General features: G+C 43.8%; 13 protein-coding genes. 2 read left to right on the plus strand and 11 right to left on the minus strand.

The window, feature by feature from the left end; genetic code table 11:
- Positions 1 to 25 precede the first annotated feature (25 nt).
- A complete protein-coding gene (locus RH86_RS09020; RefSeq protein ID WP_009733732.1) occupies positions 26 to 1,000 on the minus strand; it encodes an autoinducer 2 ABC transporter substrate-binding protein in 975 nt (324 codons plus the stop codon).
- Positions 1,001 to 1,567: 567 nt separating this feature from the next.
- Between RH86_RS09020 and RH86_RS09025 the strand changes: the two genes are divergently transcribed.
- Positions 1,568 to 2,884, plus strand: coding sequence for a ferric reductase-like transmembrane domain-containing protein (locus tag RH86_RS09025; RefSeq protein WP_009733733.1), 1,317 nt, complete (start codon positions 1,568 to 1,570; stop codon positions 2,882 to 2,884).
- A 47-nt stretch (positions 2,885 to 2,931) separates the two neighbouring features.
- Here RH86_RS09025 and RH86_RS09030 read toward each other — a convergent pair whose 3' ends face one another.
- From RH86_RS09030 to RH86_RS09045, 4 genes are all read right to left on the minus strand, one after another.
- On the minus strand, positions 2,932 to 3,918 hold the full coding sequence (locus tag RH86_RS09030; protein ID WP_009733734.1) for a cytochrome-c peroxidase: 987 nt from the start codon (positions 3,916 to 3,918) through the stop codon (positions 2,932 to 2,934).
- Between the two features lie 368 nt (positions 3,919 to 4,286).
- Entirely contained in the window at positions 4,287 to 4,826 is a 540-nt protein-coding gene (locus tag RH86_RS09035; protein WP_009733735.1) for a GNAT family N-acetyltransferase, read from the minus strand.
- Positions 4,827 to 4,886: 60 nt separating this feature from the next.
- A complete protein-coding gene (locus RH86_RS09040) occupies positions 4,887 to 6,050 on the minus strand; it encodes a MerR family transcriptional regulator (RefSeq protein WP_009733736.1) in 1,164 nt (387 codons plus the stop codon).
- Between the two features lie 241 nt (positions 6,051 to 6,291).
- Positions 6,292 to 7,311, minus strand: a complete 1,020-nt coding sequence (locus tag RH86_RS09045) for a zinc-binding alcohol dehydrogenase family protein (RefSeq protein WP_009733737.1) — start codon at positions 7,309 to 7,311, stop codon at positions 6,292 to 6,294.
- Between the two features lie 137 nt (positions 7,312 to 7,448).
- On the opposite strand from RH86_RS09045, the gene RH86_RS09050 reads away from it, so the two are divergent.
- A complete protein-coding gene (locus RH86_RS09050) occupies positions 7,449 to 8,357 on the plus strand; it encodes a GntR family transcriptional regulator (RefSeq protein WP_009733738.1) in 909 nt (302 codons plus the stop codon).
- 60 nt (positions 8,358 to 8,417) lie between these two features.
- Here the strand turns inward: RH86_RS09050 and RH86_RS09055 are convergent, their stop codons facing one another.
- Genes RH86_RS09055 through RH86_RS09080 form a run of 6 tightly spaced genes read right to left on the minus strand, consistent with a single transcriptional unit; the run spans position 8,418 to position 14,355 of the window.
- Positions 8,418 to 9,047 (minus strand): bifunctional 4-hydroxy-2-oxoglutarate aldolase/2-dehydro-3-deoxy-phosphogluconate aldolase, encoded by a 630-nt coding sequence (locus tag RH86_RS09055; protein ID WP_009733739.1) that lies wholly within the window; start codon positions 9,045 to 9,047, stop codon positions 8,418 to 8,420.
- Positions 9,044 to 10,003: a sugar kinase gene (locus RH86_RS09060; RefSeq protein ID WP_009733740.1), complete on the minus strand. Its 960-nt coding sequence runs from the start codon at positions 10,001 to 10,003 to the stop codon at positions 9,044 to 9,046. The genes RH86_RS09055 and RH86_RS09060 overlap by 4 nt, the downstream gene beginning before the upstream one ends.
- 11 nt (positions 10,004 to 10,014) lie before the next feature.
- Positions 10,015 to 11,301 carry a TRAP transporter large permease gene (locus tag RH86_RS09065; RefSeq protein WP_006714408.1) on the minus strand — a complete coding sequence of 429 codons (1,287 nt, stop codon included), beginning with the start codon at positions 11,299 to 11,301 and terminating at the stop codon, positions 10,015 to 10,017.
- A 2-nt stretch (positions 11,302 to 11,303) separates the two neighbouring features.
- Positions 11,304 to 11,834, minus strand: a complete 531-nt coding sequence (locus tag RH86_RS09070; protein WP_006714407.1) for a TRAP transporter small permease — start codon at positions 11,832 to 11,834, stop codon at positions 11,304 to 11,306.
- 58 nt (positions 11,835 to 11,892) lie between these two features.
- Positions 11,893 to 12,885 carry a C4-dicarboxylate TRAP transporter substrate-binding protein gene (locus RH86_RS09075; RefSeq protein ID WP_009733741.1) on the minus strand — a complete coding sequence of 331 codons (993 nt, stop codon included), beginning with the start codon at positions 12,883 to 12,885 and terminating at the stop codon, positions 11,893 to 11,895.
- Positions 12,886 to 12,921: 36 nt separating this feature from the next.
- The gene (locus RH86_RS09080) at positions 12,922 to 14,355 is read right to left on the minus strand and encodes a tagaturonate reductase (protein ID WP_009733742.1); all 1,434 of its coding nucleotides are present in this window, start codon (positions 14,353 to 14,355) and stop codon (positions 12,922 to 12,924) included.
- Positions 14,356 to 14,500 lie beyond the last annotated feature (145 nt).

Genomic DNA, 14,500 nt, shown 5'->3' on the forward strand with positions numbered 1-14,500 from the left:
GAACGAATAGATCGAACGTAAGCGTTTAGAAACCAAGTTGACGCGCGTTGGTTTTATCGACTTCAAGGATCTTATTGAATTTTACTACGCGTTTTTCTGTATCGATTTCAGCATCGCCCAAACCTTCCACAGTGACGCCATCGGTAACCGCTTGGCCATCAAGCATCTGCTTCGCGACCGCAACCATTGCATAACCTGCATCTGCTGGGTTCCATAGGTAACCTTTATCGATTTCACCACGCATTAGGTAAGGGGCAGCTTGGCTTGGCATTAAAATACCAACCACGCTGATCTTATCTTTTGCACGTTTTTTCTTAATCGCTTCACCGGCACCAATGCCACCTAGAGAACCGTAAGAGACAATCCCCGCCATATCAGGGTGCGCTTTCATCAAATCGTTAGTGGCAGCATAGGATTGGTCAATACTCTCAGCCACTGGCATACGGCTAGTCACTTCGTACATGTCTGGGTAAGTTTGCTTCTGGTAATCAATCGCTAAGTTCGCCCAGTTATTGTGTAGCGGAACCGTCAATGAACCCACATAAACTGCGTAGCCGCCTTTTTCGCCCATATTTTTCGCCAGTTCATCCATGGTTGCTTTCGCGTATGCTTGGTTATCGATGGTTTCGATATCCCAATCCGCGCCATGACCATCTGGCGATTCGTGAGTCAGAACGATGATGCCTTTCTCTCGTGCTTTTTTAAACACGGGTTCAAGTACAGTTACATCATTTGGTACAACAGTGATCGCATCGACTCCTTTTGCGATTAAGTCTTCGATGATCTTTACTTGCTGTGCTGGATCGGGTGTAGAAGGACCAAGCTGGCGAGCATCAACGCCGAAATCAGTCGCCGCCTGTTCAATCCCTTTGTTCATTTGGTTAAACCAAGGAATGCCAGACACTTTGACAACGTTTACGATTTCATAATCTTTGGCATGAACACCTGCGGCAGCAAGTGCAAGCGTTAAAGCAGCTGCTTTTAATAAGACCTTTGTCATCTTCATCAATCCTTTTATGTTTATTACGTATGCGTAATTAGTTATGTGTAGGGTTAAGGTGAATCGATGACATGATGGTAAGACGCGATTGGGCTTAAGCTCGTTAAATGAGCAGAAAACTGTGATGAACACACGTTAATGATAAAATACATAACAACTAACGTTAACCAGTCGTTAACGCAAAAGTGCGACGTAATTTTTCGATCAGTTAACACTGAATTATCGCCACATAAACCAACAAAACTAGATCATTTTAATAACACCAAAATATGCCAGTTTGGCACTTAATAATTTTGAGCACCCAATCTGTACATAAAACCGGCTATGAGTTAGTCATAATCCGATTTTGATCACGAAAACATATTATTTGAATACAATACTAAGCCCAATTAAGCGCATAAGATGAGACACCGTGGATGACAAAATGTCATTTCCACTCGCCAATCTGTAGTTAAACTACAAAACACTTAATAAGCTCTATCTGGCGACGATTTACACAGCTTTACATCGCTTGACGTCACGTTACATTGCAACCACTAAGGTATAAGTTCACTAGGAGCTTATGCGATGAACAAACTCTATTTAACAGTGCTTGGGCTAGTTGCCACTGGCATGCTTATTTGGCTACAAGCCGAACCGACTATCTTTAGCAATACCAATTTTATGCAATGGCGAAGTAGCCTAATACAAGGCACTGGTATCATTGCCCTATTGCTGCTCACGCTGACGATGTTATTAGCACTGCGCTTACCTTGGATTGAAAAGCTAACCGCAGGGTTAGATAAATCCTACCGTCTACACAAGTGGGTGGCTATTTGGGGTGCCATTCTTGGCGCTGCGCACTGGCTGCTCGCAATAGTGCCGAAAAAACTCGTGCAACTTGGCCTGTTGGAACGAGGTAACCATGCTCGACCTGAACTCGATCCCGACTCTTTGCAAGCCACTGTCGCGGGCCTACGAGGGGGCGCAGAATCAATTGGAGAGATCGCCCTTTATGGTTTTATTCTATTGACGCTCATCGCCCTGATTGCACCGATAAAATACAAGCACTTTAAACTCACACATAAAGCAATGGCGGTGGCATTTATTATGATCGCCTATCACTCAGTTGTACTGCTCAAACCGAGTTACTGGGATAATCTCATCACGCCGATGGTGATAACCTTCGCTCTCATCGGTACTGCATGCGCTGTCGTTTGCTTGCTAGGACTGATTGGTAAAGGTCGAACTCATCAAGGCGCGATCAGTGCCTTCACCTATAACCCAGAGAACCAAACCACGAAAGTCGCGATTGCCTTACCGACTTGGTCAGGCCATCACGCTGGTCAGTTTGCTTTTCTCAAAGTTGCAGGTGAAGAGCCGCACCCTTTCACCATTAGTTCAAGCGCCGATGCGCCACAATTGGAGTTCACCATCAAAGCGCTGGGAGATTTCACTGCCACTTTGCACCAACGCTTAAAGGTGGGCGAGAAAGTCGCGGTTGAAGGACCCTATGGTAAATTTCAGTTTGATGATAATAGAGCCCAAATTTGGGTTGCGGGCGGGATTGGGATTGCGGCATTTAAAGCTCGCTTGGCCGAACGACAAAAAGATCAAAATACCACGCCAGTGACCTTGTACTATTGCACGCAAGCGCCATCTTCCATTTTTATTCATGAAATTGAAACGCTGGCAAGAAAGGCCAATATTGAGTTTCACGTGATCGACAATCGCATAAGGCAACACCTTACTATCGCTGATATCACGCAACAACAAGGGCCTTTAGATAACCACAGTGTTTGGTTTTGTGGCCCACTCGGGTTTGGGGAAGCGTTAAAATCACAACTCTCCAACGAAGAATTTGATTTAAAACACTTCCATACGGAGCTGTTTAACTTTCGCTAATCCGCATAAAAAAGGCGCTCAATCGAGCGCCTTTGACGACCATCTACTTAGATATTTGGCCGTGCGGTTTCTGCTGTAGAAGGTGGTAAATGAGGTAATGTTACTTCCGGTTGCTCGCCAGTAAGCGAGCGCAAGAACTCAGTGATCTTCTCCGCCTCTTGTTCATTAACACCCATCCCAAGCTGAATGTCAGCCATCAACATAACGGCCTCTTTCAAATCCCATACAGAGCCATCATGAAAGTACGGATAAGTCAGTTCAATATTACGTAATGTTGGAACTTTGAAGACAAACTTATCAAAATCATTACCCGTGATGGCTTTACGACCCACATCCGGGTTATCCGTAACAAAAGGCTTCACTAACCCCATTTTTTGGTACATTTGACCACCAGCTAACGGGCCTGAATGACATGTAGTACAGCCTTTCGCTTTGAACAGGTTGTACCCTTCAAGTTGAACCTCTGTCAGAGCTAAATCATCGCCTTGTAACCATTTATCAAACGGAGCGTTAGGGGTGCGAAGTGTTTTTTCAAAGGTTGCAATGGCATCCGTAACTTCGACGATAGTGATGTCATCAACGCCATATGCCTCTTTAAACCAAGTTCGATATTGAGGAATAGAGCGTAGCGTATCAATCGCTAATTCATGAGTCAGCGCCATTTCTAACGGGTTGGCAATAGGGCCTGCCGCTTGTTCTTGTAAGTCTTTTGCGCGCCCATTCCAAAATTGAACAAAGTTCAAATCGGAGTTGAACACCGTTGGCGAGTTAATTGGACCAATAGCCCATTTATGGCCTATCGATGTGGGTAGGTTGTCGACACCGCCTCGCGCAACATTATGACAAGAGTTACATGAGATGGTATTAGATGCCGACAGACGCGGTTCAAACCATAAGGTTTTACCTAGATCGACTTTCTTCTCATCCAAACCAGCCATGGGTTCGATTATTTTGATTGGTTCTAATGCTTGGCGATCAGCCAATGCACCAAATGAGACCACCGACAGTACAGAGATTGCTATTATAGTTTTCATTGAGACTTCCTCTCTCAGAGATTTGATAAACCTCACTATATTGGCGTTCTTCTTCACTGGAACGCTCTGGCAGCTAAACTAAAGCAATCACTAAATTTGATGAAATGTAAAAAAACGATTGAGGTAATGGCAATAATCGATTGTTAAAATGAACAAAATTCAAACAACTTGATTTGTCGACGATTTTTCTTTACTGGTAACTTATTCGCAACAACATTACTTAAAATACAACCGAACAACTTGTTGATTTTGGTCAATTATCACTCAACAAATAAAACCGCCAATAAAGAAAAAGGCTAGGTTGATAACCTAGCCCAAGTCATTGTTTTTATCGTACACATGCGTGACTGCAATAGCGCTTTACGTCATTACCAGTATTTTTGATCGTTTAATGCTGGAGCACATAACGTTTCGCTATCAATGGCACCCAATTCGCTTCCATCTAATTTTTGTCCCAACCAACCATGAGGATAACTCAGCACCAATGGTGCTTTAATCTGCTCTTCAGTAATTTGCACAAAACCGGTTTTAGCGTAGAAACTTGGATCACCGTAAGTTACGACCACTTCAACACCTTGCTGTTTTAGTGTATCCAAACCAAATTGAATCAGTTTTTGCCCCACTCCTTTCCCTTGTGTTGCCGTCGCAACTGCCGCCGGTGACAGTAAATAAGCATTAGTGGTGTTGGATTTAAAATGGAACTTGGTGAAGATCACACAGCCAAGCAGTGTTTCACCTTCGCTGGCACCGACGATAACCATCTCTTCGCTGTCAGTCGTAGCAACAATTTGATTGGCCAACTCACCAATCACCGCACCTTCATCAACACCTTCAGAGTCGCTAAACGTGTTTTGAAATAACGCTTGAATGTCGTCTTGGTGGGTTAAATCTAAAATTGAATATTTCATTGTTTTTGTCGTTTCTCTATTCGTTTTTAATACATCAGAAAGTTAACAACCAACCACGGCTTAAGCTTTCATTAAAATAAACATTTGGTAGTCAAACTGACCATCTCTTTGGCGGTATGCACTCAACTCTCGCTCAATATCTTTAATTGCTTGTGAGTTTGTCAGCTCATCTTTTAGCGCCGCAACTTGTTGAGACAGCGGTTGGTAATAAGCTTCCCACGCCGCATCACTAATTGGGAAAGTATCGACCACTTGATAGCCAGCAGCTTTGGCCTGCTTAATTCGGGTCTCGACCGTGGTCATATCTGGGTATTCACTACCCCAAAATGCTTTCGCCGTCTCATTGGCATCATCGGTTGACCAAACAAGATCGCTCAGCACCAAAACACCACATTGATTGAGTAGTGGTCGCCACTGTTTGAAGGCATTTTCAACCCCCATGATATAGGCGCTACCTTCTGACCAAATCAAATCGAACGAGCGCTCGGCGTAAGGCAAATCCGTCATGCTGGCACATTCAAAACGTATCTGTTCAGCATGCTCTTGATTGCTCGCCTGAAGCGCTTTGATCGCCTCTTCATCGTTATCAATTGCGGTAATCTGAGCATCACACTGCTGAGCCAGTAAGCGAGTTGCAATACCTTGCCCGCAACCAACTTCTAATATTTGGCCTGGTTTCATCGGCACTTTACGCAGCGCTGCCAAGGTATCAGATTCGCTGCCTGGACCTCTTCGCTCCAATGGATCAAAGATGCGATAAAAGTCTGCCATGTAGCTTTCATGTGTATTCATGTCTTTGGATAACCACCGTAATCGTTGGGCGTCTGTCTCACTAAATCCTTGCTTAATAAGCCAGTCAATATGAGCATCAGGCGCCAATTTATCTAAAGTTTCGTGCCATTGGTTCAGAGAGGTTTCACCCAATAGCGCAGCCAATAAGTCGCGTGATTGCTGCTTTTGGGCTATTTCTTGATCAAGATGCTCTAGCCGCTCGAGTAACACAGCTCGCTCCACTTTCGCTTCAAGACAAGCCTTACATTCTTTCAGCGTAAGCCCACCACTATGTAGTTGTTGAATTAAGCGTAATCGCTGCAGATCCATATCACTGTAAGTGCGATAACCGTTGCTTAACCGCTGACCACAAATTAGCCCCAACTTCTCGTAATAGAGCAAGGTGGTACGTGACAAGCCGAGCATTTGCGCCAACTCTGATATTCGATACATACCGATCTCCTTTAAGTGCCAACATCACCGCCAGCGAATCTTGAATATGTTTGCATCCTAAACTGTAAAGCTATAGACAGGTCAATGATTATTTCAGTTATTATTTTGATGAACTATTGAGATGGATGACAACACACATAGTGCCAAGGCGTGATGAAATGAAAGGTACAAAAAAGCCTCAGAAGTCTTCTGAGGCTTAGTAAGCTAGCATGACGCTAAGCAACGACTACTCTAAATAACGCTATTCGAAATGAATAACGCCTTTAAGAAGATCTTTATTGTTAACCACAGCTTCTTCGTAGTTGTGGCCAATCGTGTCAAATTCAAAAGAGTGCGTCAGCATCATATTTGAAGTCAGGATGCCTTTTTCCATTAACTGCTGCACTTTACTAAAGTCTTCCATGGTCGCATTGCGGCTGCCCATCAAGGTCGTTTCTTTTTTATGGAAATCAGGGTCACTGATCTCTAAGTTACCTTTAAACAAGCCCACAAAAACAATTTTCCCACCATGTCGAATATGATTCACAGCCCCATTCATGGCATGTGGATTACCAGTCGCGTCAATCACAGTTTGCGCCAATGAACCGGCAAAAATTTGTTTCAGATCTTCATGGAAATTTTCATCCATCGGGTTCAATGTTGGCAGGTTCAATTCACTTTCAACATGAGCACGACGCTCAGCTTGTGTATCCGCGACGACGACCGTTGCACCATCGGCAGCGGCAATTGCTGCTGCGCCTAAACCAATTGGTCCAGCTCCCACAACTAACACCGCCTCACCCGATTTAACTCCGGCACGGCGTACCGAGTGCGCACTGATGGCAAATGGCTCAATCAATGCCGCCGTCGCGTTATCAACGCCATTCACTTTTAGTACATTATTTTGAGGAACTGTAAGGTATTCACAGAACCCTCCATCTTGGTGAACACCAATCACCGAAATGTTTTCACAGCAGTTGGTTTTTCCATTTAAACATGATGGGCACTCAAAACAAGAGACGTATGGGATCAACGCTACTTTATCGCCAACAACGAAAGCCGGCTCTACATCGCTGCCCAATTCACATACCACACCACACAATTCATGACCAAGAATACGCGGATAGCTAAAAAACGGTTGGTTGCCGGTATAAGCATGAATATCTGTACCACAAATGCCGACTGCAGACACTTTTACTAATAGCTCGGTAGGTTTAACTACTGGCATGGCTTGTTCAACGTAATTCAATTGGTAAGGCTTTTCACAAATTAATGATTTCATCTGCTTATCTCTCAGAAATGTAAACTTGTCCCTATTGTATTGAAGCTGTTTTTTATTTAATAAAATCCACAGAAATTTGTGTTAGCTATCAATTTAAACTGTTTTTTAATGGTATTTTATTTCTTAGGAGGACCATTATGGCCAGAAATAAAAACCTGAGAGAAACCACAACGAATCAATTACTCGATGCAATCAGACTGGGCCATATAGAGACCCCGTTGCCATCGCAATCGGCATTAGCTGACCTTTTTAGTGTCAGCCGTACAACGATGCGTCATGTGATGAATGACCTATGTGAAAAAGGTGTGCTCGAAGTTGAAAGTGACACTTGGTTTATTTGCCGAACGCCAATTGAAGACGATGGCTATATAACGCCGATGTCAGAGAATGACATTCAGATTGCCGAATTCGAAACCTTCTTCAACGATGCAATCAAAAACAAACGCATCATGCCTGGGCAAGAGTTCACCGAACTAGAGCTGTCAAAGCAATCTAAATGCTCCACAACCGTCGTGCGCGAACACCTTATTCGTTTTTCTCGTTTTAGCTTGATTGAAAATATCAATCGCGGCAGATGGCGTATGGTGCGCTTTGAGAAAAGCTATGCCACAAGCTTGTTTGAACTGCGTGAGATGCTCGAATGCCATGCACTCAATCGCTTTATGAATCTTCCTCGCAGCGATGAGCGTTGGCAGCAAGCTCAATATCTACTGCATGAACATCGTGCCTTACGTGAAACCATGGTCAATGAATATCAAGCCTTCTCAGAACTGGATTATCGTTTCCATAGATTGTTACTTTCCGCCTCAAACAATCCTTTTATGGACCAGTTCTATGACATTATTTCGGTGATATTCCATTTCCACTACCAATGGGATAATAGTGACCTGCGCAAGCGTAATATGGTCGCGATCGAGGAGCATATGGCCGTACTGAGCAAAATTCTCAGTGGGGATGATATTGGTGCGATGGGGGAATTACGCCATCACTTACAAACGGCAAAGCGCACCATGGAAAATAGCCTAATAATGGATAAGCCAGCATAACGCTGGCTTTATTTTATTACGCAATTCCCAAAAGTATTTTTTTGGGGGGGATGAGAAAAATTATGAGTTAACCAACGCGACTGCATCACGTGTTAATTGGGCGATCGTCTCCCACTCACCATTATTAATTAGAGATTTCTCAACCATCCAAGAACCACCACAACAAACAACTCGAGGGATGGCTAAATAATCATTGATGTTTTGAGTGTTGATGCCGCCAGTTGGCATGATCTGAATACCACCGTAAGGTGCTAACAGAGATTTCAGCATTGCGATACCACCAGAGGCTTCCGCAGGAAAGAATTTCAATGTCGTTAAGCCCATTTCCAGCGCAGCTTCTACCGTACTTGGATTATTGACTCCAGGCACAATGGGAATATCTAACTCCTGACACGCTCTAACCGTATTCGGATTGAAACCAGGGCTCACAATAAAAGACGCACCGGCTTCTTTGGCAGCAATAACCTGTTGGCGATTTAGCACTGTTCCGGCACCAATTAACATCTCTGGCTGCGCTTGTTTTAATAAACGGATAGCTTCAACCGCGGCTGTGGAACGGAAAGTAATTTCCGCCACTGGTAAGCCATTGTCAGCTAGAACTTTACCTAAAGGGATAATATCTTGTGCATTATCGATAGCGATAACAGGGATAACCTTAAGTGCCGCTAATTGTTGAGTAATGTCGCTCATTTAAATTCCTTAATTAGTTCGCAAATTGGATCGGTTACCACTGTCGGGATAATCGCTCCGCGGTGTTGAATTACATGACTGGCTAATAAATTCCCCGCCTGACAACAGGCTGATAGCGCTTTACCATTTACATATTGCGCTAAGAACGCGCCATTAAATGAATCCCCCGCAGAGGTGGTATCCAAAACGGTATCAACCCAATAAGCCGCTGTGTGTGTTGGCTTATTCTCTTGAGCAAAGACTTGGCTTAAACACCCTTTTTCACCCAACTTTACGATTGCTTTACTCACTCCTTGAGCTTGTAAACGATTCAGCGTCTGATGAGCATCCTCGTCCTGCCACACACATTGCTCGTCATCAAAAGTAACCAAGGCGATATCACTAATCGCGAACAACTCTCCATACGCTTGTTGGGCACATTCCACGCTTGGCCATAGCGCCGGACGATGATTACTATCAAACGCAATCTCTACACCGTTAGATCGGCATTGCTTCAGTAATGTAACCAAAGCCTTGCGGTCTTGCTGTGACAAAATGGCCAGCGTAATGCCGCTGAGGAAGATCACATCAACATGAAGTAATTGCTCGGCGACTGAGGCAAACTCCGCATGTTGCAATAAATACTTCGCCGCAGACTGGCTTCGCCAGTACTGAAAACTGCGTTCGCCAAATTGGTCAACACTGATCATGTATAAGCCGGTGCCACGCTGTGTATCACGCAGCACCCAATCGGTATTTATCTGTTCTGCTTGCCAGTGCTTACGCATCGTTTCACTGAGCTTATCATCACCTAACACAGAGACGTAGCAGGCTTCCACCTGCTCGTCTGACATGCGTTTTAGATAAACCGCAGCATTCAGTGAATCACCGCCAAAACTCTGTTTCATCTCGCCAAATGGAGTACCACTTAGCTCAATCATGCATTCACCAATAATCGCGACTTTCTTGTTACTCATCTAGAACAACCTTAACCAAAGACCATATTTGGCAAGCCAATTGAAATAACTGGAATGTAGGTAATCATAAGTAGAGCGACAATCAGCAATAACCAAAATGGCATCACTTCTTTGACAAAGTCTTCTATCGTGACCTTAGTGATAGAACAGGTGGTAAACATCACCGTCCCGAGTGGAGGAGTAATGGTGCCGATAGCGCTATTAAAGATAAAGATGATACCGAAATGCACCGGATCAATACCGTATGAATGTGCAACAGGTGCTAGTAACGGTGCCAATACGATCATCACCGCGTTGCCCTCAAGGAACATACCAATGATCAATAGGAACAGGTTGACTAACAATAAGAACGTAAATGGACTCTCTACAGCGCCAGTTAACCATGTTGCAAGCTCTTGTGGCACGCGCTCCCATGTAAGAAATTTAGAGAAACCAACAGCGACACAGATAATAAGAAGTACGTTAGCAGATGCGAGAACAGATTCTTTGGTCGCACTCCAAAGCAGTTTGCTGTTCATCTGCTTGTAAACGAACATACCCAAAATCAATGCATAGATAACCGCGGCTGCACCGGCTTCTGTTGGAGTAAATACGCCAAAACGAATACCGCCGATAATGATCACTGGCAATAGTAGTGCTAGGAATGCATCTTTTGCTGACAGTGCAATTTCACCAATTGAAGCGCGCTTTTCTCGAATTGGAGCGTAATTACGTTTTTTCGAAATAACCGCAACCAGTCCCATCATCATGGCACACAGCATGACACCCGGAACAACACCTGCAAGGAACAATTTACCGATTGAAACATTGTTCACGTAGCCGTAAATGATTAACGCAATACCCGGCGGGATAATAGGTGTAATCAATGACGACGCCGCAGTCACAGCTGAAGAGAATGATGCGCTATAGCCACGCGCAACCATCTGTGGAACAAGAAGTTTTGAGCTCATCGCGGCATCTGCGATGTTAGAGCCTGAAAGGCCGCCCATCAACGTACTAAGTACGACGTTAACTTGAGCCAAGCCACCATTCATATGGCCAGTAAGCACTTCAGAGAATTTCAATAGTCGTTGGCTGATACCTGAGTGGTTCATGAAGACGCCAGCCATTACAAAAAATGGAATCGCTAGTAGAGTCACTGACTCCAATCCACCAGCAAGACGCTGCACCAGCATCATCATTGGCAGATGATCATTCATCAAAAAGTACGAAAGTGTCGCAAGAAAAATACAAAACGCAACTGGGATGCCCAGTGTGAATAACACTAATAATGCTGAAATAGGCAAAATAACGGACATGATTAGGCTTCCTTATTGCACGGAACAAAGAACGAGTAAAGATGCTTAAGTTGGTGGTAAAGCATGAACATGCCACTCACCGGAACCGCTGCGTAAATGTAGACATAAGGAAGTTTCAATGCCGGCGTAAAACGAACCTGAGAAAAAGGCAACAGTTTCCAGCCCCAATAAACCATGAATGCCAATGCAAAAATGACGAGTAGAGGACGGCATAAATTGTCTAATACGTTAGCGGCTTTGGCTGGAATTTTGTGGACTAAAAAGTCGATACGAACCACTTCGTCCGTGCGCATAAGTGCGCTAGAACCCATGAATGTCATCCAGACAAACAGTGCTAAACAAACTTCTTCTACCCATGAACTTGGCGAATTAAAAACATAACGTGTAACCACGCCATAACTCATTAACAAGACGATGATCGCCAAGAAAGAGGCGGCAATAAAAGTATCAAGTTCACTGATACGATCGAGCGTCGCAATGATCTTATTCTTAGGCTTATCTTCAAGTTGATTTAATGAAACTTGAGTTTCCATGTGTTGTGCTCCCACAAGCTGAAATTAGGGGGCTAAAAGCAAAGCCCCCTGAAAAGCATTACAGTTCAGCTAACTTAGCTTGCGTGTCTTGGTACAGGTTTGGTGTCCACTCAGGGAACTCGCTTTGCACAACTTTACGTGCCGCTTCTTCGAATGACTGAATGTTCACTTCATTCACCGTCACACCTTCTGCTTTTAGTTGCTCAATCGCAGCAAGCTCACTTTCAGCAATCAAGTTCGCACCGTAGTCCACCATGTCACGGCTAGTATCAAGAATGATTTTTTGCTCTTCAGCAGACAAACCATTCCAGAACATGGTGCCAGCAACAAATGGTGATAGGTGCTTAGTATGAGCCGTTAAATTAAGGTGCTTAACCACTTCATGGAATTTACCGCCATGCAGAACAACCGCCGGGTTTTCCACCCCTTCGATCACACCCTGAGATAGGCCCGGATATACATCCGCTAAAGACATTGGTGTTGGTACACCACCCATTGCTTTTACCGTTGCCACAAATAGGCGAGAATGTTGAACACGCACTTTCACACCATCAAGGTCCGCAGGGGTTTCGACTTCGCCTTTAGACAAAAGGTGACGAGTTCCGTAAACCACATCAGGTACGATGATATTCAAACCTTTTTCTGACAACTGAGCGTTAAGTCCATCAAACCATTCTGTGTGTAATAGCTTTGATTTTTTCTCAAAGGATTGCGATAAATACGGCGCGTTAATCACACCAAGATCCGGCACGGTATCCATCAGGTAGCCGTAAGAGCTAATCGTGATGATGTTCGCACCAAATTTAGCTTGTTCCATAACTTCAGTTTCGCCACCCAATTGGCTAGATGGGAAAAGACGAAAAACAATTTCACCGTCAGATTTTTCTTTTACCTGTTCAGCCCAGTAATGCATTGCTTGATCGATCGGCTCACCTGGTTGGTTACCGTAGGCAATCATTACTTCTGTGGCGGCATTGGCGCCAAAACTGAACGCCATCGCTAGACCAATTGCTGCGGATACTTTTTTAATTTTTGAATGTAGAGTGTTCATTGAGGATCCTTTCATATAATTGTTATATTTTGCTGCTTACAGCTGCTTCATTGCTTCTTTCATACCTAATGCTTGGATAGCGTTTACATATTTTGCGACCAGGACAGGCAACTCTGGTAGCAGGGTTAAATCCATATCCCAATGATTTTCCATCGCTAAGAATTGACGGACATTTTCACTGTGGTCATCAGAGGTCTGACGCCAAGCTTCAAAGGGTTCCAAAAGGTGTTGGTCATCGCTCAAAGGAATCGCTTCATCACCGCGTTTCCCTAAATAAAAGCAGTAAAGTGCCGCTAAGCTAAAACTTAGATGCTTAGGTGCCGTGCCATGATCATGGGAGTAAGTGATCAACTGAGGAAGTAGACGAGTTTTAAACTTAGTAAGTGAATTCAACGCAATTGAAATTAGATAATGCTTGATATACGGATTTCGGAATCGATCTAAAACGCTGTCTTTAAACGATTGCAGTTCCTGTTCATCCATGTCCAATGATGGGATAACTTCACGATCAAGCAAGGCATCAAGGAATGCGCTCACTTCACCATCTTGCATCGCTTCACTAACCGTATCGATACCCGCTAGGTATGCCACAGGAACCATCGCCGTGTGGGCACCATTTAAAATACCGACTTTACGCTCTTTGTATGGCTTGATGTCATCAACGATTTTTATATTTAAAGGACATTGGTCAAGGTTCAATTTTTCCTTTAACCAACTCGGTCCCTGAATAACAAAAAGATAGAAGTATTCTGCAGCAACTAGGAAGTTATCTTGATAACCAAATTCTGCTTCAATTGACTTAATTTCATCCTTTGGGTAACCAGTGACGATTCTATCAACTAATGTTGAGCAAAATGTGTTTACAGTCTCAATCCAATTTAAAAATTCTGCATCTAGCTGCCATAATTGCGCATATTTGATCACGGTCTCTTTTAATTTTTCGCCGTTCGAATCAATCAATTCACACGGCAAAAGAATTAAACCACTCTCATTGCTACCATTGAAGTGCAGGTAACGGCGATAAAGAAACTGAGTCAATTTAGCTGGAAAGGTAATTGGTGGCATAGCGTCAGGCTGATCACACTCATCAAAACAAATGCCCGCCTCTGTTGTATTTGAGACGACCCATTCCAAATCTGGATTTTCCGCAACGCGCAGCACTTCTTCATACTCGCCATACGCAAGTAATTCGCGATTAACACTCGTAATGATACGTGGTTCAGCGACACTTTCGCCCGCTTCGTTAATACCGCGGATTAATGCTGTATAGATGCCCCCTTGAGCGTCCAGTTTAGGGTGGCCAGCGTCAATAGGTCGTACAATGGTGATGCCCGCATCAAAATCTGTATGTTGATTAAGTAAATCGATCTGCCAATCAATAAAGGCACGCAAGAAATTACCTTCGCCAAATTGAATGACTTTTTCAGGTCGGCAAGGTTGTGATGTGAAATCTCTAAATAGTGGTGTCATTTTTATATCCCTAAATGATATCGCTCGATATCTAAACGGCAGATAAGTTCTGTATGTCGGACAGGTGTTATCGAATATGTAGCGAGTCTAAAGTGGGAATGAAAAGAATGAATAATCAATCTACGCAAACGTGTAAGCGATCATC

The sequence above is a fragment of the Vibrio sp. N418 genome (assembly GCF_000222565.1).
Lineage (GTDB): Bacteria > Pseudomonadota > Gammaproteobacteria > Enterobacterales > Vibrionaceae > Vibrio > Vibrio scophthalmi.